The sequence below is a fragment of the Methylobacterium sp. Leaf466 genome (assembly GCF_001425565.1).
Taxonomy (GTDB): Bacteria; Pseudomonadota; Alphaproteobacteria; order Rhizobiales; family Beijerinckiaceae; genus Methylobacterium.
This window is the reverse complement of the sequence record NZ_LMRC01000034.1, coordinates 154,604-179,093: the sequence shown is the minus strand read 5'-3', so window position 1 is coordinate 179,093 and position 24,490 is coordinate 154,604. Positions and strand designations below refer to the sequence as shown.

Annotated in this window: 23 protein-coding genes; 9 read left to right on the top strand and 14 right to left on the bottom strand. The window is 72.2% G+C overall.

Translation table 11 applies throughout. The annotated features are described in order from the left end of the window. Positions 1–40 precede the first annotated feature (40 nt). The 3 genes from ASG59_RS16995 to ASG59_RS16985 all read right to left on the bottom strand — a co-directional run bounded on the left by ASG59_RS16995 (position 41) and on the right by ASG59_RS16985 (position 2,616). Complete coding sequence (locus tag ASG59_RS16995; protein ID WP_056410259.1) at positions 41–814, bottom strand: ATP-binding cassette domain-containing protein; 774 nt, start codon at positions 812–814, stop codon at positions 41–43. Next, positions 795–1,532: an ABC transporter permease subunit gene (locus tag ASG59_RS16990; RefSeq protein ID WP_055889142.1), complete on the bottom strand. Its 738-nt coding sequence runs from the start codon at positions 1,530–1,532 to the stop codon at positions 795–797. The genes ASG59_RS16995 and ASG59_RS16990 overlap by 20 nt, the downstream gene beginning before the upstream one ends. Before the next feature lie 79 nt (positions 1,533–1,611). Then, positions 1,612–2,616, bottom strand: coding sequence for an ABC transporter substrate-binding protein (locus ASG59_RS16985; RefSeq protein ID WP_056285388.1), 1,005 nt, complete (start codon positions 2,614–2,616; stop codon positions 1,612–1,614). A 285-nt stretch (positions 2,617–2,901) separates the two neighbouring features. Between ASG59_RS16985 and ASG59_RS16980 the strand changes: the two genes are divergently transcribed. Continuing rightward, positions 2,902–3,279, top strand: a complete 378-nt coding sequence (locus ASG59_RS16980) for a 4a-hydroxytetrahydrobiopterin dehydratase (protein ID WP_055889136.1) — start codon at positions 2,902–2,904, stop codon at positions 3,277–3,279. Between the two features lie 25 nt (positions 3,280–3,304). On the opposite strand, the gene ASG59_RS16975 is transcribed toward ASG59_RS16980, so the two are convergent. From ASG59_RS16975 to ASG59_RS16960, 5 genes are all read right to left on the bottom strand, one after another. Beyond that, positions 3,305–3,526 (bottom strand): hypothetical protein, encoded by a 222-nt coding sequence (locus ASG59_RS16975; RefSeq protein WP_055889132.1) that lies wholly within the window; start codon positions 3,524–3,526, stop codon positions 3,305–3,307. Between the two features lie 42 nt (positions 3,527–3,568). Beyond that, positions 3,569–3,895, bottom strand: coding sequence for a BrnA antitoxin family protein (locus ASG59_RS16970; RefSeq protein ID WP_056410257.1), 327 nt, complete (start codon positions 3,893–3,895; stop codon positions 3,569–3,571). Continuing rightward, entirely contained in the window at positions 3,850–4,140 is a 291-nt protein-coding gene (locus tag ASG59_RS20110) for a BrnT family toxin (protein ID WP_082528819.1), read from the bottom strand. Before ASG59_RS20110 ends, ASG59_RS16970 begins: the two co-directional genes overlap by 46 nt. A gap of 117 nt (positions 4,141–4,257) precedes the next feature. Beyond that, a complete protein-coding gene (locus ASG59_RS16965; RefSeq protein WP_056410490.1) occupies positions 4,258–5,115 on the bottom strand; it encodes a metallophosphoesterase in 858 nt (285 codons plus the stop codon). Then, the gene (locus ASG59_RS16960; RefSeq protein ID WP_055889120.1) at positions 5,112–5,729 is read right to left on the bottom strand and encodes a cation transporter; all 618 of its coding nucleotides are present in this window, start codon (positions 5,727–5,729) and stop codon (positions 5,112–5,114) included. Before ASG59_RS16960 ends, ASG59_RS16965 begins: the two co-directional genes overlap by 4 nt. Before the next feature lie 216 nt (positions 5,730–5,945). On the opposite strand from ASG59_RS16960, the gene croR reads away from it, so the two are divergent. From croR to ASG59_RS16930, 6 genes are all read left to right on the top strand, one after another. Next, positions 5,946–6,425 carry a 3-hydroxybutyryl-CoA dehydratase gene (gene croR, locus ASG59_RS16955; RefSeq protein WP_055889117.1) on the top strand — a complete coding sequence of 160 codons (480 nt, stop codon included), beginning with the start codon at positions 5,946–5,948 and terminating at the stop codon, positions 6,423–6,425. 7 nt (positions 6,426–6,432) lie between these two features. Beyond that, complete coding sequence (locus ASG59_RS16950; RefSeq protein ID WP_056410255.1) at positions 6,433–7,284, top strand: RNA methyltransferase; 852 nt, start codon at positions 6,433–6,435, stop codon at positions 7,282–7,284. 129 nt (positions 7,285–7,413) lie between these two features. Continuing rightward, positions 7,414–8,994, top strand: coding sequence for a phytoene desaturase family protein (gene crtI, locus ASG59_RS16945; protein ID WP_056410252.1), 1,581 nt, complete (start codon positions 7,414–7,416; stop codon positions 8,992–8,994). Continuing rightward, complete coding sequence (locus tag ASG59_RS16940; protein ID WP_244475740.1) at positions 8,991–9,422, top strand: DUF2141 domain-containing protein; 432 nt, start codon at positions 8,991–8,993, stop codon at positions 9,420–9,422. Before crtI ends, ASG59_RS16940 begins: the two co-directional genes overlap by 4 nt. A 14-nt stretch (positions 9,423–9,436) precedes the next feature. After that, positions 9,437–10,417, top strand: coding sequence for an ABC transporter ATP-binding protein (locus tag ASG59_RS16935; RefSeq protein WP_055889108.1), 981 nt, complete (start codon positions 9,437–9,439; stop codon positions 10,415–10,417). Then, a complete protein-coding gene (locus ASG59_RS16930) occupies positions 10,414–11,613 on the top strand; it encodes an ABC transporter permease (RefSeq protein WP_056410250.1) in 1,200 nt (399 codons plus the stop codon). The genes ASG59_RS16935 and ASG59_RS16930 overlap by 4 nt, the downstream gene beginning before the upstream one ends. A gap of 16 nt (positions 11,614–11,629) precedes the next feature. On the opposite strand, the gene ASG59_RS16925 is transcribed toward ASG59_RS16930, so the two are convergent. Next, positions 11,630–12,535, bottom strand: coding sequence for a transporter substrate-binding domain-containing protein (locus ASG59_RS16925; protein WP_244475739.1), 906 nt, complete (start codon positions 12,533–12,535; stop codon positions 11,630–11,632). 306 nt (positions 12,536–12,841) lie between these two features. Between ASG59_RS16925 and ASG59_RS21355 the strand changes: the two genes are divergently transcribed. Next, a complete protein-coding gene (locus ASG59_RS21355) occupies positions 12,842–14,665 on the top strand; it encodes a glycosyltransferase family 2 protein (protein WP_056410246.1) in 1,824 nt (607 codons plus the stop codon). Between the two features lie 191 nt (positions 14,666–14,856). On the opposite strand, the gene ASG59_RS16915 is transcribed toward ASG59_RS21355, so the two are convergent. Then, complete coding sequence (locus ASG59_RS16915) at positions 14,857–15,435, bottom strand: SCO family protein (RefSeq protein ID WP_056410244.1); 579 nt, start codon at positions 15,433–15,435, stop codon at positions 14,857–14,859. 197 nt (positions 15,436–15,632) lie between these two features. Here ASG59_RS16915 and ASG59_RS16910 point away from each other — a divergent pair, with 197 nt between their 5' ends. Next, positions 15,633–16,814, top strand: coding sequence for an MFS transporter (locus ASG59_RS16910; protein WP_200945976.1), 1,182 nt, complete (start codon positions 15,633–15,635; stop codon positions 16,812–16,814). 4 nt (positions 16,815–16,818) lie between these two features. Here ASG59_RS16910 and cysG read toward each other — a convergent pair whose 3' ends face one another. The 4 genes from cysG to ASG59_RS16890 are packed head-to-tail and all read right to left on the bottom strand — an operon-like array spanning position 16,819 to position 24,482. Continuing rightward, a complete protein-coding gene (gene cysG / locus ASG59_RS16905) occupies positions 16,819–18,312 on the bottom strand; it encodes a siroheme synthase CysG (protein WP_055889095.1) in 1,494 nt (497 codons plus the stop codon). A gap of 51 nt (positions 18,313–18,363) precedes the next feature. Beyond that, on the bottom strand, positions 18,364–21,039 hold the full coding sequence (locus ASG59_RS16900; RefSeq protein WP_056410243.1) for a nitrate reductase: 2,676 nt from the start codon (positions 21,037–21,039) through the stop codon (positions 18,364–18,366). A gap of 60 nt (positions 21,040–21,099) precedes the next feature. After that, positions 21,100–22,698 (bottom strand): sulfite reductase subunit alpha, encoded by a 1,599-nt coding sequence (locus tag ASG59_RS16895; protein ID WP_056410240.1) that lies wholly within the window; start codon positions 22,696–22,698, stop codon positions 21,100–21,102. Further along, complete coding sequence (locus ASG59_RS16890) at positions 22,695–24,482, bottom strand: NirA family protein (protein ID WP_056410238.1); 1,788 nt, start codon at positions 24,480–24,482, stop codon at positions 22,695–22,697. Before ASG59_RS16890 ends, ASG59_RS16895 begins: the two co-directional genes overlap by 4 nt. Positions 24,483–24,490: the final 8 nt, after the last annotated feature.

Here is a 24,490-nt window from a genome sequence, read left to right as displayed (position 1 = left end):
AGGCCCTGAGGCGGTACTTTTTCGCCTCCCGTGCGCGATCTCAGGCCGCGATGATGCCGGGAAAGCGAGTCGCGAGGCCCCGGCGGGTTTCCTCGGTCCAGCTGCGCGGTCGGTCGGAGCGCGGGCGATCGAGGGGAATCGTCGCCACCAGGCTCGCCGGCCGGCCCGAGAGCAGCAGGAGGCGGTCGGCCATCTCGATCGCCTCGGCGACGTTGTGGGTCACCATCAGCACGCTCACGCCCGCGCGGGTCACGCTCTCCACCACGATCGCCCGCAGCGCCGCGGCCGAGGCGTCGTCGAGGGAGACGAAGGGTTCGTCGAGGATCAGGATCCGCGGCGCCAGCGCCAGCGCCCGTGCCAGGGCCACCCGGCGCGCCATGCCCAGCGAGAGGGCGCGCGGGTAGCGGCCGCGCCAGGGAGAGAGGCCGAGGGAGTCGAACAGGGCGTCGAGGTCGCGGCCACGCTGCGGGCGCGGCAACGCGAGCCGCACGTTCTGCTCCACCGTGCGCCACGGCATCAGGCGCGGCTCCTGGAACACCATGCCGATGCCGGCCCCGGCCGGATCGGGCACGACGCTGCCCTCGTAATCGGGGTCGAGGCCGAGCAGGATGCGCAGGGTCGTGGTCTTGCCCGCCCCCGACGGTCCGATCAGGCAGGCGATCTCGCCGGCGACGACCGAGAAGGCGAGGTCGCGCACCGCCTCCACCGGCTCCGGGCCGGTGCCGCCGTAGACCTTGCGGCGGATGGCGACCGACAGGACGACCTCGCCCGCCGCCCGAGAGTCCGCACGCACGTCAGCGCCAGCGTCGGACATGGGCCTCGAGCCTCTGCAGGATCAGGATGTCGATGGCGATCATCACGCTCATGAAGACGATGCTGTAGCCGACGATCGCCGCGACGTTCAGGCTCTGCACGAAGTAGAAGTTGATGGCGAAGCCGACCCCGTTGGGCCGGCCCAGCAGCTCGATCACCAGGACGATCTTCCAGGACAGCGACAGCCCCGAGCGTGCCGCGGCCACCACGAACGGCTGGAGTTGCGGCACCAAGACGTGCGCGATCCAGGTGCGCCGGTCGAAGCGGTAGGTCCGGGCCATCTCCTCCAGCTGCGGATCGAGGCCGCGGGCACCCTCGCGCAGGATCACCGCCACGTTGGGCAGCTTGTTGAGGACGACGGCCAGCACCGCCGCCCCCTCGTTGAGCCCGACCCAGATGTAGGCCAGCACCGTGATCACCAGGGCGGGGGTGTTGAGCAGGATCAGGAGGGGGGTGTCGAGGACGAGGTTGAGCCGCCTGAATCGCCCCAGCGCGATGCCGAGGATCACCCCCAGCACCATGGCGATGAGGAAGGATACGCCCACCCGCGCCAGGGTCAGGCCGACGTTGCGCCAGAGGTCGCCGGTGGCCGATTCGGATACGATGAACGCCAGGATGGTCAGGGGGGCGGGCAGCAGGCGTGAGTCCGCGAGCATGGCCGCGACCTGCCAGCCGGCCAGCAGCACGAGCACCGAGACGAGGCGGGTGGCAAAGCCCATGAGCTTACCGCCGGGTCCGTGATGGCGGCGTGGCCGCGGTCCGCCGCAGGATCATGTCGGGCATGTCGAGGCGGCCAACTCAGGCGGTGCCGTCGAAATAGAGCCCGGCCGGCAGGGTCTTGCCCGCTCCGACGAGGCGCTCGCCCCCGAGCCTGGCCAGCACGCCGTAGAGGCGTTCGCCGTCCGAGCGCTCGGTGTCGAGGGCACGCTGCGGGATGCCGGCGAGGAAGTCGCGCTTGAGCGCCTCGAAGGTCGGCGCGTCCTCGGCCGACATCAACGGCCTCACGATCTCCCAGGCGGAGGGGTCGGTGGCCAGCAGCGCCTTTGCGGCCTTCGAGGCCCGGGCGAACCCGGCGATCGCCTCGGGCTTGGCCTTCACGGTGCCCGCGTCGAACAGGTAGCCGATCAGGGCGATCGACCCGGTGGCGCCGAAACCGCGCATGATCTCGTCGGCTCCGATCAGCCGGCGAAAGCCCTTGGGCTCGAGGCGGGCGCAATAGGTCCAGTAGAGCAGGCCCGCGTCGAGTTCGCCCTGTTCCAGCTTCAGTGCCAGCAGCGGCGGCGCGCCGAAGGCGACGTTGGCCACCGACTCGAGGTCGATGCCGGCCACGTCGCGGGCCTGCGCCTTGAGGAGCAGCCAGTTCTTGTCGAGGGGGCCGCCGGCGACGCCGAGGCGCTTGCCGGCGAGATCCTTGAGCGAGGCGATCCCGCTCCCGGCCGCCACCATCAGTGAGCCCTCCGTGGTGGAATAGGGCATGAACCGCACCGGGCGGCCGTCGTTGCCGAGCCGCGCCGCCCACAGGAGGTCGCCGACGATGGTGTCGACCTGGCCGCCCATGAAGGCGATGCGCGCCGCGTCGTTGCCGGCGAGCTTGACGACGTCGAGGGAAAAGCCGTTGGCCGCGTCGAGGCCGCGCGCCTTGATGACGGCGGCCTCCCAGGAGACGGTGCCGAACGGAAGGCTGCCGACGCTGACCGACCGGGGCGCGGCCACGGCCGGCCGCGCGACGGCGAGCGACCCGGCCAGGGATCCGGCGAGGGACCACAGCGACGCCGTCGCCAGCAACTCGCGCCGTGACAGCATGACCGCATCCTTCCCCGGTGATTCTTCGCTCAGGGCCGCACGATCGCCCGACGCGGCTGGACCGGTCGCGCCGTCATGCAGCTTATTGCCGGTCTAGATAGAGTGGCCCCGCCACCGCGTCCACACGGCCCGGGTGTCCCGGTCGCCCTGGCGGCCCGGCCCGAGCGCGACGTCGGCGCGCAGGTGCCGCGATCGAAAGCCTCACGTCGCCGTTCGATCTTGCCCCGAGGCCGCCCCCCGGCGCAGGGTCGTGCCACCCCCTCTCTCGACAGGAGCGACCCGATCATGGCCGGAACCCGCGACGACGTCCTCGACGACGCCACCATCACCCAGCGCCTCGGTGCCGAGCTGCCGCAGTGGACCTACGAGGGCGGCTGGATCAAGCGCACCTACAAGACCGCGAGCTGGAAGGGCACGCTCATGGTCATCAACACGGTCGGGCACCTGGCCGAGGCCGCCTGGCACCACCCGGATCTCACCGCCTCCTACGCCTGGGTCGAGGTGCGCCTCACCAACCATGCCGCCAAGGGCGTCACCGAGAAGGACTTCGCCCTGGCCAGGAAGATCGAGGAGGTGGTGAGCTGGCAGCCCGGCACCGAGGGCGGCGCCCTCGAAGGCACGCCCACCGATCCGCGCTTCGCCTACGTGAAGTACGACCGATAGCTCCACGCCGGAGTCGTCGCGAAGATCAGTCCGCCTGCTTCACCCGCCGGCATTCGGTCTTGAGGTAGGCGGTCTTGCCGATCTCGGCGCTGAGGTCGGTGCGGGCGATGATCTCCTGCCAGCCGTTGGTGCAGCCGAGCTCGTTGGCCACGCGCACCTTGCGCACCTCGCTCGCCTTGTCGTCGGTGCAGGCCTGCTGCGGGATGCCGTTGGCGCAGACGAGGACGACGGCGATGAAGCTGTTCATGGGGATCGTCCTGGGCGTCCGAGGGTTGTGAATCGCACGACCCTACGTCCGGGACGGTGAACCGGTTTCACGAGACGCTACGTGATCGTCAGTCCCGGCCGGCTTACCCGCGCGCAAAACCTCGTTCATCCGGGTCTGCCAGCCAGTGCCCGTCGCCTTGAACGCTGCGACGGTGTCGGCATCCAGGCGGATCGTCACCGGCACCTTCGGACTGGCGACAGGGGGGCGGCCCCGCGCGGCCTTGCGGATGGCGGTGACGGCGACGAATTCCTCGCGGGTCAGCACCTCGGACGCCGGCCGCATCTGGGCCAACTCGCCATCGGTCAGGGCCGGGACGTCGTCGTCGTTCGGGGCCGGCTTGCGAGCCATAGCGTGCGCTCCTTACGGTGGGCGGGGCGAAGAGAGATCACCCGGAAGCCATCGGCGGTCGGTGTGAAGACCAGCATGACGATGCGGTCTCCGAGTTGGCCGACCGCCTGAAGGCGGCGCTCGGGATAGGCGAACCGTGTGTCCTCCCGGATGAGGGCCGTCTCGAAGACGAAGGCTTCCGCCGCGTCGAATGGCAGGCCGCGCTCGATGGCGTTCCTCTCACTCTTTGCAGCGTCGACGGTGATCGGCGTCCATTATATGTACGCACATGAATTGCCGGCCGTAAACATCGGTCGGACGAACGAAGCAGTGTCGTGTCGTCGAGAGGATCCTCCGGCCACCGGCAAGCGTCCGCCGATCCGCTACCCGACTTCCACCACCCGTTCCGCCGAATATGTCCCCCCCTCCACCGGGTTCGCCACCCACCGGGTCCGCCCGACCCGGATGTCGTGGCCCGCGTGGAAATGACCCGAGATCCACAGGTCCGGCCGGTCGGAATCGGGCAGGTCGTCGAGGACGCGGCTGGCGTAGAAGGCCGGCAGCCACCAGGGCACGCCCGGCGCGTCGCGGAACGCGTCGGCCGCCATGGTGCCGGCGGGGTGGTGGGTGACGACCACGGTCGGGCCGTCGTGAGCCCGGGCCAGGGCGGCCATGAGGGTCGCGCGCTCGCGGGCATGGGCCGCCATCGCGTCGCCCGGCGACCACACCGAGCCGTCGCCGTTGCGGATCGCGCCGCGGAACTCGCGCGAGCCGGTGACCGGGTCGGTCATCCGTGCGGCCGCATAGGCGACGGGGTCGCCGGGGTGCTCGGGATCGGCCGGGTCGAGCCAGCGGCCGGCGAGCGACCAGTCGCTCCACAGGGTAGTGCCCACGAAGCGCACGCCCGCGATCACGACCGCCTCGGCGTCCTGGAGGAGGTGGATGCGGGGCATTCCTCCGCCCCCGTTGATTCGGGCGACCTCCGCGCCCAGCGCCGCCATGAGTTCGGGGGCGGTGCGGCCGTCGCCGGTGGGGGCGTAACGCTCGTGGTTGCCCGGTACCAGCACGATCGGGCGCTCGCCGGCCAGAGCTAGCAGCGCGGCCAGCCCCCGCTCGGGCCGGCCCTCGTGCATGTCCCCGGCGCAGACGAGGACGTCGAACGGCCGGCTCGGCGGCGGAATCAGGTCCGGCCGCCGCCGTTCGAGGTGGAGGTCCGAGATCGGGAACAGGCGCAGGCTCATCGGGTCGTCTCCTCGCCCGCCCGCGCGGCCCGCCATTCGGCGCGGGCGGCACGGACGATGTCGCCGGCCGAATCGGCGTTGAGGACGGCGATGCCCGCCGCCGCCACGAGGTCGGGCCAGGGCGAGAGCGTCATCGCCGTGGCGAGCCCCGCCGCGATGATGGCGAGGTTGGCGAAGGCGTCGTTGCGGGCCGAGAGGAAGGCGGCCCGCGTCAGGCTGCCGCCGCCGTCGCGGTGGGCGCTGAGCATGGCGGCACAGGTGAGGTTCACGGCGAGCGCCCCGAGTCCGGTGAGCGTCAGCGGGATCGGGTCGGGGGGCGCCATCGTCGCGAACTTCTGCCAGGCGGCGTAGGCGGTGGCGATCGCCGGTAGCATCAGGATGGCGGCCAGCGCCATCCCGAGGCGGGCCCGGTTGCGCAGGCTCCAGCCGATGCCGGCGAAGATCAGCAGGTTGATCGCCGCGTCCTCCAGGAAGTCGAGGCTGTCGGCGATGAGGGCCACCGAGCCGATCGCGAGGGCGACGACGATCTCGATGCCGAAATAGGCGAGGTTGAGCCCGGCGACGCGGGCGACCACCGGGCGCAGGGCCGGGTCGGGGGTAGTCTGGCGAGGCATGGGGTTGGCCGATACTCCGAAGGCCCGGCCTCATGGCGCATCCGCCACGCGCGTGTCGAGGGCGCATTTTCAGGTGGCGGCGGGCTGGATTTGAGTGTTCGCCTGTGTGAAGGGCGATGGACGGCCCCTGCGGCACCAAGCCCTCGCCTGCACCAAGCCCTCGCCTGCGACGAGCCCCTGCCCGTATCGGGCGACCGCGACACGGAGACCCCGACGATGATGCCCGAACTGCGCGTCCTCTATTTCGAGGATCTCGAACTCGGCATGTCCGAGACGCTGCTCAAGGTCATCGCCTCGTCCGACGTGGTGGGCTTCGCCGAGATCACCGGCGACCGCAACCCCATCCACCTCTCCGAGCATTTCGCGGCGCGCACCCCCTTCGGCACCCGCATCGCCCACGGCCTCTACACCGCCGGGCTGATCTCGGCGGTGCTCGGCACCCGCCTGCCCGGTCCGGGGGCCATCTACATCTCCCAGACCCTGAACTTTCGCGCGCCGGTGCGCATCGGCGACACCGTCGAGGTGAAGGTCGAGGTGGCCGAGCTGGTGCCCGAGCGCCGCCGCGCCCGCCTCAAGTGCACCTGTTCCGTCGCCGGCGAGGTCGTCCTCGACGGCGAGGCCCTGGTGAAGGTGCCGACCAAGGCGGAGGCCGACCCGCTGGCGATCCGGATGGGGGGACGCGCCCCGGAGGCGTGACGCGGGCGTGCCCGACGTCGTTGCCATCGACGACCCCGCCGATCCGCGCATCGCCGCCTACGGCGCGATGCGCGAGCGCGACCTGATCGGACGGGCCGGGCGCTTCGTCGTCGAGGGCGAGGTCACCCTGCGCATCGCCCTGTCGGCGCGGTCCCGCTTTTCCCTCGACTCGATCCTGCTGCTGCCCGAGCGGGTCGAGGGCCTGACGGGGGCGATCGCGGCCCTGCCCGCCCCTCCGCCGGTCTACGTCGCCTCGCGCGCGGTCATGAGCGCCATCGCCGGCTTTCCGATCCACCGCGGCGTGCTCGCGGTGGGGGTGGCCGGCCCGGCGCCCGACCCCGAGGCATCGATCCCTCCTGCCCCGGCCGGGGCCCTCGTCGTCGGCCTCCTCGGGCTCACCAACCACGACAACGTCGGCGCGATCTTCCGCAACGCCGCCGCCTTCGGCGTCGACGCGGTCCTGCGCGACGCCGCCACCTGCGATCCGCTCTACCGCAAGGCGATCCGGGTCTCGGCGGGCGCCGCCCTGATCGTGCCCTCGGCGCGCGTGGCCGATGGACATGCCCTCCTCGACCTCGCCGAGCGGCACCACCTCGTACCGCTGGCCATGACGCCGCGGGGACGCACCGACCTCGACCGCCTCGACCACGTTCCGCGCGCCCTGCTCCTGCTCGGCACGGAGGGGCCGGGCCTGGCGCCCGAGGTCATGGCCAGGGCGCGGACCCTGCGGATCGCGATGGCGCCGGGCTTCGATTCCCTCAACGTCGCCACCGCCGGCGCCATCGCGTTGCACCATCTGGCGGGCCGGTCGCGTGCGATGCGCGACAATCGGTGGCAATTGTCGCATACCCAAGCGTAGCCGATGTTGCCCCCAGTCGGTACGCGGCGGCCTCGGGGTTCCAACCGGCCGGCCCCGCCTCGTTTCGGCTGCGCGGGCGAGTGCGCTATGATCGCCGCGTAGGCCCCCAGGCATCGGGAGTTGTGAGCGTTGCTTCAGTCACGGGACGGCTTGCGGACCTTGTCCGGACGCCGAGTCATCATCGTCGGTGCCGGTCCCGGTGGCCTGGCGACGGCCCTGCTCCTCGCCAAGGCGGGGGTCCACGTCACCGTCCTGGAGAAGGACGAGGCGGTCGGCGGGCGCACCAAGACGGTCGAGGCGCCGGGCGGTTTCCGGTTCGACATCGGGCCGACCTTCTTCCTCTACCCGCAGATCCTCGCCGACATCTTCGAATCCTGCGGTGAGCGGCTCGAGGACCACATCAAGCTCGAGCGGCTCGATCCGCAGTATCACCTCGTGTTCGAGTCGGGCGGCGAGATCCGGGCCACCAACGACATGGACCGGCTCGAGGCCGAGGTCGCCCGCATCGCCCCCGGCGACGCCCCGAACGTGCGCAAGTTCTTCGCGGACAACCGCGTCAAGCTGAAGTTCTTCAAGCCGATCCTGCAGCAGGCCTTTCACACCCTGCGCTCGATGGCCTCGCCGGCGATGCTCACGGCCCTGCCCCACCTCCACCCGGGCCGCAGCGTCGACCAGGACCTGAAGCGCTACTTCAAGGACCCGCGCATCCGCCTGGCCTTCGCGTTCCAGACCAAATACCTCGGGATGTCGCCGTTCCGGTGCCCGAGCCTGTTCACGATCCTCTCGTTCCTCGAATACGAGCACGGCGTCTATCACCCGGTCGGGGGCTGCGGCGCGGTCTCGGAGGCGATGGCCAACCTCGCCCGGCGCATGGGCGTCGACGTCCGTCTCAACGCCGCGGTCGAGCGCGTCACCTTCACCGGAAAGAAGGCCGACGGCGTCATCGTCGGCGGCGAGCGCATCGGCGCCGACGCGGTGGTGATCAACGGCGACTTCGCCCGTGTCGTGCCGGACCTGGTGCCCGAGACCCATCGGCCGCGCTGGCGCGACGCCAAGGTCGCCAAGGCGCGCCTCTCGTGCTCCACCTTCATGCTCTACCTCGGCATCGAGGGGAGCGTGCCGGACGCGCTGGGCCACCACACCATCCTGCTCGCCGACGATTACGCCCGCAACATCCGCGAGATCACCGACGGCACGCTGTCGCAGCAGCCCTCGCTCTACGTCCAGCACGCGGGCTTCACCGACGGCGGCATGGCGCCCCCCGGCCACACCAGCCTCTACGTGCTCGTGCCGGTGCCCAACCTCAAGGCTGGCATCGACTGGCCGGGCGTGCGGGCGGACTACCGCCGCCTCGTCCTCGACCGCCTCAAGCTCCTGGGCCTCGGCGACATCGAGGGCCGCATCCGCTACGAGCGCATCGTCGACCCGACCCAGTGGCGCGACGATTTCTTCGTCCACGAGGGCGCCACCTTCAATCTCGCCCACGACCTGATGCAGATGCTGTACTTCCGGCCCCACAACCGCTTCGGGCCGGGGCTCTACCTCGTCGGCGGCGGCACCCACCCGGGTTCCGGCCTGCCGGTGATCTACGAGGGCGCGCGCATCACCGCCCGGCTGCTCATGGAGGAGCTTGCCGCCGGCCGCGTGCCCGTCGAGACCTCCGGGCTACCCAACACGCCCCCGCTCGCGACCTCGGGCGAGGCCACGTGAGCGTGCTGCGCTGGGCCGCTCCCGCCGTCCTGGGCCTGTCGTTGACGGGGATCGCCGCCGCCGCCACCGTCGAGGTCACCGTCGACGGGATCGAGCCGGTGCAGAGCAACCTGTACGTCGCGCTCTGCCAGGGCGGCCTCTCCGAGGCGAACTGCCGGACCGGGCAGGACGCCCCGGTTCGGGGCACGCTCCAGCGGGTCGTCCTCCAGGACGTCGCGCCGGGGACCTATGCGGTCGCCGTCTTCCAGGACGTCAACGGCAACGGCCGGCTTGACCGGACCGGCCTCGGCCTGCCCCTGGAACCCTACGGCTTTTCCGGCGAGGCCGTGCGCGGCGCCCGGCCCGATTTCGAGCGCGCCCACATCGCCGTGCGCGAACCCGGCCTGTCGGTGCGGGTCCGTCTCTCGCGCGCCCTGCCGCCGCGCTGACCCATTCGCGCGCGATGAGCCAGCCGGACGTGCCCCTGGTCCGGGTCAGGGGGGCCTCGCTCTCCTATCGCGGGCGCCGGGTGGTGGAGGGGGTCGACTGCGTCCTCGACGCGGGCGAGACCCTGGCGCTGCTCGGCCCCAACGGTGCGGGCAAGAGCTCGCTGATGCGCCTCGTCGCCGGCCGGCTGCCGCCGGAATCCGGGACCGTGCGGATCGCCGGGGCCGACCCCTACCGCGAGCGCGCCATCCGTGGCGGCATCGGCTGGGTGCCCCAGGACATCGCCCTCTACCCGCGCCTGAGCGTCGCCGAGAACCTCGACGTGTTCGCACAGCTCTCCGGCCTCACGCGGCGCGAGCGCCCCGCCCTGGTGCGGGCCGCCCTCGACCTGGCCGACATCGCCGACGTCGCCCGCCGGCCGGTCGGGCTGCTCTCGGGCGGCTACCAGCGCCGGGTCAACATCGCCGCGAGCCTGATGGCGCGGCCGCGGCTCGTCCTCCTCGACGAGCCGACGCAGGGCGTCGACCTCGCCGCCAGGGCCGCGATCCACGCGGTGCTCGCGCGCCTGAGGGCGGAGGGTGCGGCGATCCTCATCGCCAGCCACGATTTCGCCGAGGTCGAGCGCCTCGCCGACCGCATCGCGGTCATGGCCGGCGGCAGGATCGTCCAGGAGGGTCGCCTGTCCGACCTCCTCGCTCGCCTGCACCAGGGCGCGCCCGAGCACGAGGTCGCCCTCGTCGACCTGCCCGACGCGGCGGCCACCGCCGCCCTGCGCGGCGCGGGCTTCACCCCCGTCGATACCGGCCTGACCTGGCGGGCGACCCATCGCGGCGGGCCGGAGGGCGCCGCCCTCCTGTCCGCCCTGCGCGGCCAGGGCGTGCCGGTGGGCGAAATCCGCATCCGCGCGCCGGGCGTCGAGACCCTCTACCGCGCCGCCCTCGACCCCGCCCCGGTCGACCGGGGCCATCCGCGCATCGTGGCAAGGAGCCCGTCGTGATCGGTGCCGCCTTCCGGGTCATGCTCCTGAGCCTGCTGCGCGACCGCGCCGCCCTGGCGATGGCGTTCGTGCTGCCGACCGTGATCTTCGTGATCTTCGCGGCGATCTTCTCGGGCGCCATCGGCGACCGCATTCGCATCCACCTCGGCCTCGTCGACCTCGTCGGCAGCGCCACCACCCAGCGCCTGGTCGCCGCCCTCTCCGAGGATCCCTCGCTGCGCATCGAGATGCTGCGCGCCACCTCCATCGCGCAGGCCACGGCGTCCGTCCGCCGCGGCGAGGTCGATGCCGCCCTCGTCCTGCGCGGCGACCTCGATACCGGCGCCGGCAAGGACGAGGCCGCCCAGCCCGTCGTCCTCGTCGAGAACCCGGCCCGCGCCCTGGCGACGCCGATCGCCCTGGGCCAGCTGCAGCGGATCCTCAACGAATCGCTGCCCGACGTGGTGCTGGCGCGGATCGTCGCCGACGTCGAACGCTCGGGCAAGATCGGGCCGGACGAGCGCGCCTTCCTCACCTCCGCCTTCGCCGAGCAGCGGGCGCGCAAGGAGCCGTTCTCCTTCGCCTCCCTGGTGGAGCGCCGCTCGACGTCCTCGGGCCAGGCCAACGAGCGGGTCGGCTATTATGCTGGCGCCATCACCGCGGTGTTCCTGCTGTTCGCCGCCATGCAGGGGGCGATGTCCCTGGTGGAGGAGCGCCAGTCGGGCCTCGCCGACCGCCTGATGGCCGGCCCCGGCGGCCTGGCGGTGATCGTGGTCGGCAAGTTCGGCTTCCTGGTGGTGCAGGGCGTGCTCCAGGCCGGGCTCATCTTCACCGCCGCCACCCTGTTCTACGGGGTCGACGTCGGCCCGCATCTGGCGTCCTGGCTCGCGACCTCGCTCCTCGTGTCGGCGATGGCGGCCGGTTTGGCGCTGGCGGCCTGTGCCGCGGCCTCCACCCGCCAGCAGGCGCATCTGGCCTCGACCTTCGGCGTGCTCCTGCTCTCGGCGGTGGGCGGCAGCATGGTGCCGCGCTTCCTGATGCCGCCCTGGCTGCAGGAGGCGGGCTGGTTCACGCCCAACGCCTGGGCGATCGAGGCCTACCAGATGGCGCTGGGCGAAGGCTGGGCCGCGGCGCTGCCGGCCTGGGGCGTGATGATCACCGTCGCGGCGCTCTCGCTGGTGACGGCGGTGGGGCTGGTGTCGCGCCGGGTGGTCTGACCGGCGAGCCCGGCGGTCAGAACGGGCTCACCGGGAAGAAGCGCAGGTAGATCTCGGTGTACTTGCCCTCGTCCCACAGCCGCTGCAGGGCGTCGTCCAGGGCGCGGGACAGGGCAACGTCCTCGCGGCGGGCGACGAAGCCGATGCCCTCGCCGAAGTAGCGGTTCTCCAGGTAGTCGCCGCCGAGGAAGCCGCAGCAGCCCTCGGCCTCGGTGCCGCCGATCCAGAGGGCGAGGGTGAGGCCGTCGGAGAACAAATAGTCGGTCTCGCCGCGCTTGAGCGCGCCCTGCGCCGCGCCGAGATCGGTGAAGTCCTTGGCCAAGGCCTTGGGAAAGAACGCCTTGAGGTAGGCCGCATGCGCGCTGCCGCCCAACACCGCCACGGTCCTGCCGGCCAGGGCCTCGGCCGAGGGCGCCGGCAGTCCCCGGTCGCTGCGGGCGGCGAAGCGCGCGGGCCACCGGAAGTACGGCCGCGTCGCCAGGAAGCGGGCGCGCAGGGCCGGCGTCAGCGGGATCGCCGCGGCGACCACGTCGCCCTGGCGCTCGGCCAGGGCGTCGAGGAGGGTATCGAACCGGCGGGCCTGGACGGTGCAGGTGATCGACAGGCGCTCGCAGACCGCGCGGGCGAGCTCGACCACGAAGCCCGTGGGCGTGCCGTCGGGCCCCGAGAAATGCAGCGGCGGAAACTCGTCGTCGGTGAGGAAGCGGACCGGGCGGCCGGTCTGTGGCGCCTCGAGGCGCTCCTGGCGGCTGCGCGGATTCCACAGGTTGGGCACCATCACCCCGGGGGCGGCGGATTTCGAAGTCTCGGTCTTCGCAGTCTCGGCTCTGGGAGTCCCGGCTCTGGGAGTCTCGGCGCCCTGGGCCAGGGCCCCGTCCCCGCCCGCGAGCGTCAGAACGGCCAGGACGATTGCGGTTCGCAATCCCTGCGGGCATCTTGACGCAAGGGTTGCAGGCGTGGTGCGCTGGCGATGCGCGGACGGGCTGTGGCTCACCGAGGTCCTCTCAGCAGGGTCCGCAAACGTGCCGTGCGGTTTGTTCGACCGGACCTTGCGGCACTCCGAGGATCGCGGCGGGCGAAACGTCGGCCTGCCGACGCGCACCCGCTTAGCACGATCCGCAACCGTCGGGAGCCGGTTCTGGTGTCGATCCCGGGTTTCAGGTGGCCGCGACGCGACGCCGGACGACCGGTTCGCGGGGAAACGCGGGCCGGCGGCACCCGGCTCCCGGTGGAGATCGGCTTCCTCCTCGCCGAAGGCGTCGCGCCGGCCGGGCTCGTGGAGGCCGCCGCCCGGGCCGAGGCCTGCGGCAGCGATGCCGCCACGGTGCTGGTGGCCACCGGGACGGTGAGCGAGGACGCCTATTACCGGGCCCTGGCCCGTGCCCTCGGGGCGCCCTTCCTCAGCGAGCCCCTGCCCCTCGGACCGGGCACCCGCTACCCCGAGAGCCTGGTGGCCGGGCTCGCTCCCCTGCTGCCCGGGACGGGTGCCGCCTTCGTCTACGCTCCGCGCGGCCGGGCCATCCGCGAACTGCTGGAGGGCCGTGGCCCGGTCGGGCGGATGCCGGCGATCGCGACGCCGACCGGCCTGCGCCGGGCCGTGTTCGCCCAGAATCCCGCCGGCATCGCCGCCCACGCGGCGGACGACCTCCAGGTGCGGCGGCCGGACTGGGCCCTCAAGACGCGGGCGCCGCCGCCGACCCTCGCCGCCGCCGGCCTCGGGCTCTGGGCTGTCGCGGTCGCCTGCCTTGCCCTGCCGTCCCCGGTGCTCATGGGCGCCTGGACGCTGCTGCAGATCGGCTTTCTCGTCCTCGTCACCTTTCGCGTGGCCGCCGTCTCGGTCGACCCGGACCCGGAGGCCACCGCCCCGCCGCTGGCCGACATCGACCTGCCGATCTACACCGTCCTCGTCGCCCTCCACCGCGAGACCGCCGTGGTGCCGCGCCTGATCCTGGCGCTCGGCCGGCTCGACTATCCCGCGGCCAAGCTCGACATCAAGCTCTTGATCGAGGCGCACAACGGCGAGACCGCCGCCGCCCTGGCCGCCGCGCCGCTGCCGGGCCGGTTCGAGGTGATCGTGGTGCCGCCGGGCCTGCCGCGCACCAAGCCGCGCGCCCTCAACGCCGCCCTGCCGCTCGCCCGCGGCGAGCATCTCGTGGTCTACGACGCCGAGGACGTGCCCGACCCCGGCCAACTGCGCGCCGCCGCCTCGCGGTTCGCCCGCGCCCCGCGCCAGACCGCCTGCCTCCAGGGCCGCCTCGTCATCGACAACGTCCGCGACGCCTGGCTCACCCGCCTGTTCGCCCTCGAGTACGGGGCGCTGTTCGACGTCCTCGGCCCGGCCCTGGCCGCGTGGAAGATGCCGACGCCGCTGGGCGGCACCTCGACCCATTTCCGCACCGACGTGCTGCGCGCGGTCCATGGCTGGGACGCCTGGAACGTGACCGAGGATTGCGACCTCGGCATCCGGCTGGCGCGGGCGGGCTATCACGTCGGCGACCTGCCCAGCGACACCATCGAGGAGGCGCCTGCGCGGATCGGCGCCTGGCTGGCCCAGCGCACCCGCTGGATGAAGGGCTTCCTGCAGACGAGCCTGACCCATGGCCGTCACCCGCTGCGGACCTTTCGCGAGCTGGGCCTGCCGGGCACCCTGTGTGCGCTGGCCATGGTGCCGGGCACCGTGCTCTCCGCCCTCGCCTACCCGTTCCTGATGCTGCCGGCGGTGATCGGGCTCTGGCCGGGCCGGATCGAATCGGCGCCGGATTTCTGGTCGAACCTGCCCACGGGCACGGCAATCGTCATCCTCCTCACCGGATTTGCCGCGATGCTGGCACCGGCGGCACTCGGCGCGGTGCGGCGGGGATGGTGGGACCTGCTGCCGTTCGTGCCGCTGCTGCCGGCCTACTTCCTGCTCATGAGCGCGGCGGCCTGGCTCGGGCTGATCGAACTCGTCACCGCGCCCGACCGCTGGAACAAGACCGAGCACGGCCTCTCGCGCACCTCCCGCAGCGGCGCCCTCTCGCCCGGTCGCAGTGATCACAAGGCGTCCGCTTAATCCAGGCGGACGCCTTGTGATTCAGCCCGCGCGGCGCTCGAGCGAAGCCGAGATCCGTATTGCAAAGCAATCGAACTGATTTCGCGTCATATCATTTCCTGTTGATCACTTCGTGATGCGGAAATGGGCTTCGCTCAGGTGCCGCGCGGGCTCGGTGATGCGGTTCCCGCTTGATTCAAGCGGGAACCGCATCACAACAGCTTGCCGAGTTCGGCCGCGCTCTGCTCGGGGGGGCGGGCGAGGTTGAGGGCGGTCACGAAGCGGTTCCTGGCGTCCATGATGTAGACCAGCGCGGTGTGGTCCATGGTGTAGTCGTCGCCCTTGGTCGGTACCTTGCGGACGTAGGCGCGATAGGCCTTCACCGCCGCGGCGACCTCCTCGGGCGAGCCGGTGAGGCCGACGATGCGCGGGTCGAAGCTGGCGAGATAGGCCTTGAGGGCGGCCGGCGTGTCGCGCTCGGGGTCGACCGCGATGAACAGGGCCTTGGTGTCCCGGCCCTTGGGCCCCAGCGCCTTCAGCACGTCGCCGATCTGCTGCAGGGTCGTCGGGCAGATGTCGGGACAATGGGTGAAGCCGAAGAACACGAGGTGGGTGGCGCCGGTGAAATCGCGCTCGGTGACCCGTCGCCCGTCCTGCGTCGTCAGCGTGAACGGCCCGCCCACGCTGCTGGTGGACACCTCGCGCGCGCCGGGCAGGAACGCGAACACGCTGGCGATGCCCAGCGCCACGACACCCAGGGCGAAAGCGATGATGGGAAGCGCACGCCGCATGTCGAAAACCCCTCGCTCCCGATCGCGGCGCGCCGTCGCCGCCCGACCGGTCCCGGGGCCAAGACCATAGGGCGGCGGCACGGGCAACCCCGCAAAGGGTCGCCCGTGCCGCTCCGAGGGGATGCGCGAGGGTCACACGCTCGCCGCCTCGATCCATCACACCCGCGGTCGCACCGCCTCAGCCCCCGAAAGCCAGAATGCCCTCGACCCCCGCGACCGAGACGTCCGCCACCGGCCGGCCCACCGAGATCACGGCCATCAAGATGCCGGCCACCGAGATCCTGGCCACCCGCCTCCTGTTCCTGATCGTCGGGTTCGGCGTCGCCGCCTGGGCGCCGCTGGTGCCCTTCGTCAAGGCGCGGACCGGGCTCGACGACGGCGCCCTCGGCCTGCTGCTCCTCGCGCTCGGGATCGGCTCCCTCGTGGCGATGCCGACGGCCGGCGCCATGGCGGCCCGGTTCGGGTCGCGCACGGTCCTCGCCGTGGCCGTGGCGGTCATCTGCGCCACCCTGCCGGTCCTGGCGGCGGTGGCCGACGTCGCCCTGCTCACCGCGGCCCTTGTGCTGTTCGGGGCCGGGATGGGCTGCCTCGACTGCCTCATGAACCTCCAGGCCGTGGCGGTGGAGCGGCGGGCCGGATGCCCGATGATGTCGGGCTTCCACGGGCTCTACAGCCTGGGCTGCATCGTCGGGGCCGCCGGGGTCAGCGCCATGCTGAGCCTCGGCCTGACGCCGTGGAGCGCCACCCTCGTCGGCGTCGCCTGCATCGTCGCGGCCTTCGTGGCGGCGCTGCCCGGCATCCTGCCGAGCGGCGGCGGCGGCGGGCCCGCCTTCGCGATGCCCCGCGGCCGGGTGCTGTTCCTCGGCGTTCTCTGCTTCGTCGTGTTCCTCACCGAAGGGTCGGCGCTGGATTGGAGCGCGGTGTTCCTGGTGCAGGAGCGCGGGCTCCCGGCGGCGCAGGCCGGCCTCGGCTATGCCGCCTTTTCGGCGACCATGACGGTGGGGCGGCTCACCGGCGATGCGATCGTGACGCGGCTCGGCCCGGAACGCGTGGTCGCCGGTGGCGGTGCGCTCGCCGCGCTGGGCCTCGCGGTCGTCACGATGGTGCCCGGCTGGCCGGCGGCGCTCGCCGGCTACGCCCTGGTCGGGGCCGGCTGCGCCAACATCGTGCCGGTGCTGTTCACCGCGGCCGCGCGCCAGCGGGCGATGCCCGAGCGCCTGGCGATCCCGGCAGTGACCACGCTGGGCTATGCCGGCGTGCTGGCCGGGCCGGCGCTGATCGGAGTCCTCGCCCATGCCACCAGCCTGGCGGCGGCCTTCCTCCTGGTGGCGGTCCTTCTCGTCGGCGTCGCGGGCGGCGGACGGTGGCTGCGGGCCTGATCCTTCACACCGCCACCTGCCCGCGTTCGCCCGCCTCCGCCGTCGCCTGGGCGCCGTGGTGGTGCAACGCCTCGCCCACCATCAGCAGCGCGGGTCCCTCCAGGCCCGAGGCCTCGACCCGGTCGGCGAGGTCGGCGGCCGTGCCCGCGACCACCGCCTGGTTGGGCCGGGTGGCGTTGAAGACGAGGAGCGCGGTGGTCGTCGGCGCCAGCCCTTCGGCGACCGCGCGTTCCAGCAGCACCCGCAGCGTCTTCTTGGGCATGTAGACCACGGTGGTGACGCTCGGATCGGCCAGCGCCCCCCAGTTGAGGTCTTCCGGCAGCGCCCCGCGCCGGTCGTGGCCGGTGACGAACTGAAGGCGCCGGGCCGCGTCGCGGTTGGTGAGCGAGACGGTGAGCGAGGCCGCCGCGCCCTGCGCCGCCGAGATGCCGGGCACCACGCTCACCGGCACGCCGGCCAGACGGCAGGCGTCGATCTCCTCCCCGGCCCGGCCGAACACCAGCGGATCGCCGGACTTGAGCCGCACCACCTGCTTGCCGGACTTGGCCAGGGAGACCATCAGCGCGTTGATGTCGTCCTGGCGGCAGGACGGGCCGTGCCCGGTCTTGCCCACCAGCATGGTGCGGGCCTCGCGGCGGGCGTAGTCGAGGATCTCGGGCGCGACGAGGTCGTCGTAGAGGATCACGTCGGCGTTGCGCAGGGCGCGCAGGGCCTTTAGGGTGAGGAGTTCGGCGTCGCCGGGCCCGGCGCCGACCAGCGTCACCGCACCGCCCTTGGGCGCGGCCTCGGTCTGGCCGAGGAGTTCGGCGAGGTCCTGGCTCGTGGGCGTCCGGTCGGGTTCGGCGAAGGCGCGATCCGTGAACCGCTCCCAGAAGGCGCGGCGGTCGGAAAAGGCGTGGAAGCGACTCGTCACCTCCTCGCGCCAATCCCGCGCCGCCCCGATCCAGGCCTTGAACCCGCGCGGCAGCATGCCCTCGATGCGCGCCCGCACCGTCTGCCCGAAGACCGGGGCGGCGCCCTCGGTGGAGATGCCGACCACCATCGGCGAGCGGTTGACGATGGCGCCGAACTTCACGTCGCACAGGTGCGGCCGGTCGACGGCGTTGACGATGGCGCCGGCCCGGCGCCCGGCGGCGACGAATTCGATGCAGTCGGTCTCGTCCTCCATGGCGCCGATGACGAAGGCGGCGCCGTCGAGGTCGGCCGGGTGCCACTGGCGCTCGTGCAGCGTGACCGAGCCTGCGACGATCTCCCCCGGCACCGCGCGCAGTTCCTCGCTCGGCTCGGGCGCGTAGACGTCGACGTGGGCGCCGGCCGCGGCCAGCAGCTTCACCTTCCAAGGCGCCCCGCCGTTGGACCCGGCGAGCACCGCGCGCTTTCCGACGAGCGGCACGAAGACCGGCAGGACGGCGAGCGGTTCGAGGCCGGCCGGGCCTGCGCCCTCGCGGGTGGTGCTTCCGGCGGCCCGGGTTTCGCGGGGAGTTCTCGGTGTACTCATGGTTCTCGACAGCGGATCGGGCCTGGGACGGCCCGCGACCCGAAAGTGCGACTACGCGGCGTCGCGCGCAAGCGCGGGCGGCAGCATCTTGCGGATCTCAGGGATGCACGAGCCGCAATTCGTGCCCGCCCTGCAGGCGGCGCCCACCGCCTCCACGCTGCCGGCACCCGCCGCGATGGCGGCCGCGACCACGTCGAGGCCGACCCCATGGCAGGCGCAGACCGTGGGCCCGGCCGATGCGGTCTCGGCCCGGCCGGACAGCAGGGCGCGCCGGGCGCTCGGCTCGAGGGCCGGAGCCGCGAAATAGGCCTTTTCCGCCTCCCAGTCCGGGCGCTCCGCGCTCCGGGCCAGGGCGAGGCAGGCGACGAGACGGCCCTCGTCGTACACGGCACAGCGATAGCGGCCGCGACCGTGGTCGGCGTAGTCGGCGACGTCGAGGCCCTGGAACAGGCCGCGCATCGCCAGGGCCACCTCGCGGGAGGAATCCTGCGTGGCGAACTGCAGCCCCGAGCCGCCCTGGACCGTGGCCCGCGCCCACCACCAGCCCGCCGGCGGACGGATCGGCGCGCGGGCGAGGAGGAAGCCGCGGTGGCGGTAGGCGACCGGCGCGACCGCGGCCGGGGTCGCCTTGAGCTCGGGCTGGCCCGAGACCGGGTCGGGCACGCCACGCACCAGGGCGCCGACGCGGGCGTCCGACGCCGTGGCGTCGCTCCAGTGGAAGGGGGCGAACAGGCTGCCCGGACGGACGCCTGCGGTGACCATCACCTCGAGGACGGCGCTGCCGTGGAACGTGGCGACCCGCGCGAGGTCCCCGTTGGCGAGGCCCGCCGCGGCCGCGTCGTCGGGGTGGATCTCGACGAAGGGCACGGCCCGGTGCGCCGAGAGGCGCTGGCTTTTGCCGGTGCGCGTCATCGTGTGCCAGTGGTCGCGGACCCGGCCGGTGTTGAGGACGAAGGGGAAGTCCGGGCCCGGCGTCGAGGCCAGTGCCGGCGCTTCCACCGCTATGAAGCGGGCGCGCCGGTCGGGCGTGAAGAAGCGGCCGTCCGCGAACAGCCGGGCCTGTCCATCCCCTGAGTCGCGCAGCGGCCATTGCAGCGGCGCGGCGTCGTCGTAGGCGGCGTCGGTGATGGCGCCGACGCCGGTGAGGTCGAAGTCGCGGCTGCCCGCGTTCTCGAAGCCGGAGAGGGCGGCGTGCTCGCGGAACACCGCCGCCGGCCCGTCGAACCGGAAGGCGGCCCCGAAGCCCAGGCGCCGGCCGACGTCTGCCATCACCGCCCAATCGGCGCGGGCCTCGCCCGGCGCGGGCAGGAACCCGCGCTGGCGCGAGATGCGGCGCTCGGAGTTGGTGACGGTGCCGTCCTTCTCGCCCCAGGCCAGCGCCGGCAGCAGCACCGTGGTCCGCCCGCGTGCGCGTACCGTGTCGCTGTCGTCCACCGCCTCGGAGACCACGTAGAGGTCGAGTTGTCCCATGCTCTCGCGGATCGTGTCCGCCTGCGGCATCGAGACGAGGGGGTTGGTGCCCATCACCCACAGCGCCTTGACGGTGCCGGCGCGGATCCCCTCGAACAGGGCCACGGCCTTCCTGCCCTCGCCGGTGACGATGGCCGGCGCGTCCCAGAACCGGCGGACCCGGTCGACGTCGGGGGCGGAAAACCCCATGTGGGCGGCCAGCATGTTGGCCAGCCCCCCGACCTCGCGCCCGCCCATGGCGTTGGGCTGGCCGGTGAGCGAGAACGGTCCGCACCCGGGCTTGCCGATGCGCCCGGTGGCCAGGTGGCAGTTGATGATCGCGTTGCCCTTGTCGGTCCCCTGCGCCGACTGGTTCACGCCCTGCGAGAAGGCGGTGACCACGCGCGGGGTCGCGGCGAACAGCGCGAAGAAGGCGGCCACGTCCGCGATCGCGAGGCCGGTCGCCCGAGCGGTGGCGGGTACGTCGGGGGCGATGGTGCGGGCGCGCTCCAGGGCGGCCTCGAAATCAGTGGTGTGCTCGGTGACGAAGCGGCGGTCGATCGCCCCGGTCTCGACCAGATGGACGAAGAGGCCGGAGAACAGGGCCGTGTCGGTGCCGGGCTCGAGCCCGAGGAAGAGGTCGGCCTCCTCCCCGGTCTGGGTGCGGCGGGGATCGACGACGACGAGCTTCGTCCCGCGCCGGGTGCGCGCATCGACCATGCGGCGGAACAGGATCGGGTGGCACCAGGCGGTGTTGGAGCCCACCAGCACGATCACGTCGGCCTCGTCGAGGTCCTCGTAGCAGCCGGGCACCGTGTCCGAGCCGAAGGCGCGCTTGTGCGCGGCCACCGCGCTCGACATGCAAAGGCGCGAGTTGGTATCGACGTTGGGCGTGCCGATGAAGCCCTTGGCGAGCTTGTTGGCGACGTAATAATCCTCCGTGAGCAGCTGGCCCGACAGGTAGAACGCGATCGCCTCCGGCCCGTGCTTTGCGGCGATGCGGGCAAAGCCGTCGGCCACCGTCGACAGGGCGGCGTCCCAGCTCGCCCGGGCGCCGTCGACGGAGGGGTGGAGCAGCCGGCCGTCGAGGGACAGGGTCTCGCCCAGCGCCGAGCCCTTCGAGCACAGGCGGCCGAAGTTGGCCGGATGCGACGGGTCGCCCGCGATAGCCGCCCCGCCCTGCCCGTCCGGGGTCGCGAGCACGCCGCAGCCGACGCCGCAATAGGGGCAGGTGGTCTTGACGGTGACCGGCACCGGGTCCGGGACGTGCGCATTCATGGCGTGATCCTCAGGGATGGCGACGTGTCCTCCCCCCTTGCGGGGAGGGGGAATGCCACCTCAGTAAACGTCGGCCTGGTAGCGCCCGCTCTTCTTCAGGTGCGCGAGATAGGCCACGGCCTCGTCGGGGTTCTTGCCGCCGTGGGCGCCGGCGACGTCGATGATCGCGCGCTCGACGTCCTTGGCCATGCGCTTGGCATCGCCGCAGACGTAGAAATGCGCGCCCTCCTCCAGCCACTTCCAGAGTTCGGCGCCGTTCTCGCGCATGCGGTCCTGGACGTAGGTCTTCTCGGTGCCGTCGCGCGACCAGGCCAGCGACAGGCGGGTCAGAACACGCGCGTCCTTCAGGCCGTTCAGCTCGTCCCTGTAGAAGAAGTCGGAGGCCTGGCGCTGGTGGCCATAGAACAGCCAGTTGCGCCCCGGCGCCTTGGTCGCGGCCCGCTCGCGCAGGAAGGCCCTGAACGGCGCGATGCCGGTGCCGGGGCCGCACATGATGACGTCCTTCGACAGGTCCTCGGGCAGCGCGAAGCCGTGCGCCTTCTGCAGGTAGACCTTGACCTTGGTGCTCTCGGGCATGCGCTCGCCCAGGTGCGTCGAGGCGACGCCGAGCCGCAGGCGCGAGCGGTGGGTGTAGCGCACCGCGTCCACCGTCAGCGAGACCCGGCCCGGATCGGCCTTGGGGCTCGACGAGATCGAGTACAGCCGCGGCTGCAACGCGTCCAAGGCTTCCAGGAACACCTCCGCATCGGGCCGGGCACCGGGGAACTTGTGGAGCGCGCCGAGCACGTCGAGATGGGCGGCGTCCCCGTCCGGGTCCTCGCCGGCGGCGAGCGCCTGCGCCTTCCTGCGGGCCTCCCCCGCGGTCAGGAGCGAGAGGAGCTGGTAGAGCGCGTCCGGCGCGCCGCCGAGCGCGTAGTCGGCGATGAGGCGCTGGCGCAGGGTCTTGCCCCCGATCATCCGCTCGGGCCGGCTGCCGAGTTCGGCGATCACCGCATCGACCAACGCCGGGGCGTTAGTCGGGAACAGGCCCAGCGAATCGCCGACGACGTATTCGATCGGCGTATCCGTCAGGTCGAACTCGATGTGCCAGGTCTCCTTCTCGCCGCCCGGCGCGTTGAGGCGCCTGCGGAACAGGAAGGTCGCCTCCACCGAGTTTTCGCGGCAGTAGCCGAGCGGCCCGAGCGGGGCCTCCGCCTTGGGCGCATCGGCATCGACGGTCTTGGCAGTGACGCCTCCGGCAGTGCCGAACTCCTCCTCCAGCTTCTTGAGCATCCGGAGGGTGTCCTTGCCCCCGGGCTGGCACAGGTTCAGCCGCTCCTCCTTCTTGAGGAAGATCGCATTGGCGTAATCGGCGCAGTTGTAGCCGCACTGGCCGCAGTCCTGCTGGGCCATGGCCGCCATCAGCTTCTGGGGCTCGGGCCGCTCACGCGCCATGTCCATGCGCTCGGGCAGGGGCATGGCCGGGTCGTGCCAGGGCGCGTCGTCGTTGTCGGCGAGCTTTGGCCCGCCCGGCAGGGCGCCGGGTGCCAGCGCGGTGGCACCCTCGACGGCCGGGCCGAGCAGCGCCGCGAAATAGCCCGACAGCCAGGAGCGCTGGTCGTCGGAGAAGGGGGCGGTCTCGGGGATGAGGACCAGCGGGGGGGCGACGTGCTCGCTCATGCGGCGGCTCTCAACACGGGTTGGTCTTCGGCGAGGTTGCGCAGGGTCTCGGGCCCGGTGCGGGCGGTGAAGGCCTGGAAGCTCTCGGCGGGGCTCGTGCGCCGCGCGAGGTAGCTGCGCAGCAGCGCCTCGACCCGGCCGGGGCAATCCTCGGCCTTGACCGCCTTCCAGATCTCGGTGCCGATCTTGGGGGCGTCGCCGAAGCCGCCGCCGACGACGATGTCGTAGCCCTCGACGGTGTCGCCCTCCTCGCCCACCGGGACCTTGGCGCCGATGAGGCCGATGTCGCCGATGTAGTGCTGGGCGCAGGAATGGTGGCAGCCGGTGACGTGGACGTTCACCGGCACGTCGAGCTCGATGACGTTCGCCTCGATGTAGTCGGCGATCATCAGGGCGTGGCCCTTGGTGTCGGAGGCGGCGAACTTGCAGCCCTTGATGCCGGTGCAGGCCACGAGGCCGGCGCGGATGCTCGACGCCGAGGTGGTGAGCCCCAGCGCGGCGACCCGCGCCTCGACCTCGGCGACCTTCGCGTCAGGCACGCCCGAGAACAGGAAGTTCTGCCAGACGGTGAGGCGGATGGCGCCGTCGCCGCAGTCGGCGGCGATGGCGGCCAGGGCCCGCATCTGGTCGGTGGTCATCTTGCCCACCGGCAGGATCACGCCGATCCAGTTGAGGCCGGGCTGCACCTGTTCGTGGACGCCGACATGGGCGAAGCGGTCCATGGGCCCGCGCGGGGCGACATGGGCGGGATCGACACGAGCGAGCGTGTAGCCCAGCTCCTCTTCGACGGCGGCGAGGTACTTGTCGAAGCCCCAGGCGTCGAGGACGTACTTCATGCGGCTCTTGTTGCGGTTGGTGCGGTCGCCGTTCTTGATGAACACCCGCAGGATGGCGTCGGCGACCCGGTTGCAGTCCCCGGGCTTCAGGACGACGCCGGTGTCGCGGGCGAGGTCGCGGTGGCCGGAAATGCCGCCGAGCACGAGGCGCATCCACACGCCCGGAGCGACCGCGGCACCCTCCAGGACCTCGACCGCCTGGAAGCCGATGTCGTTGGTCTCCTCCAGCACCGGCATGACGCCGCCGCCGTCGAAGGCGACGTTGAACTTGCGCGGCAGGCCGTAGAGCGAGCGGTCGTTGACGATCCAGTTGTGCCAGGATTTCGCCAGCGGCCGGGTGTCGAGCAGTTCCTGCGCGTCGATGCCGGCCACCGGCGAGCCGGTGACGTTGCGGATGTTGTCCGCCCCCGAGCCGCGGGCGGTGAGCCCGAGGTCGATCAGCCCGTCGAGGAAGGGCTGGCCGTGCTCGACCTTGATCTCGCGGACCTGGAGGTTGGCGCGGGTGGTGACGTGGCTGTAGCCGCCGCCGTGGGCGTCGGCGAGGTCGGCGATGCCGGCAAACTGCCAGTGCTGCAGGATGCCGTTGGGGATGCGCAGGCGGCACATGAAATCGCTGCTGGCCGGCGAGAGCCAGAACAGGCCGTGGTAGCGCCAGCGGAAGTTGTCCTCGGGCTTCGGGGTCTTGCCGGCGGCGGCTTCCGCGATGAGGCGGTTGTGGCCCTCGAACGGGTTCTCGGCGCGCTTCCACTTCTCCTGGTCGACGAGCTTGCCGCCGGCCTTCACGGCGGCGTCCTGCGCCTTGATGTGGATCGCGTCCGGCCCGGTGGGTTCGGAGGGCGCGGCGGCACCTTGCCCGAGGGCGAGGCCGCCGGTGAGGCGCGCGGCGGCGATGCCCGAGGCGAAGCCTTCGAGGTAGCGCTTCTGCTCGGCGTTGAAGTCGTCGGCCATGGTAGCCT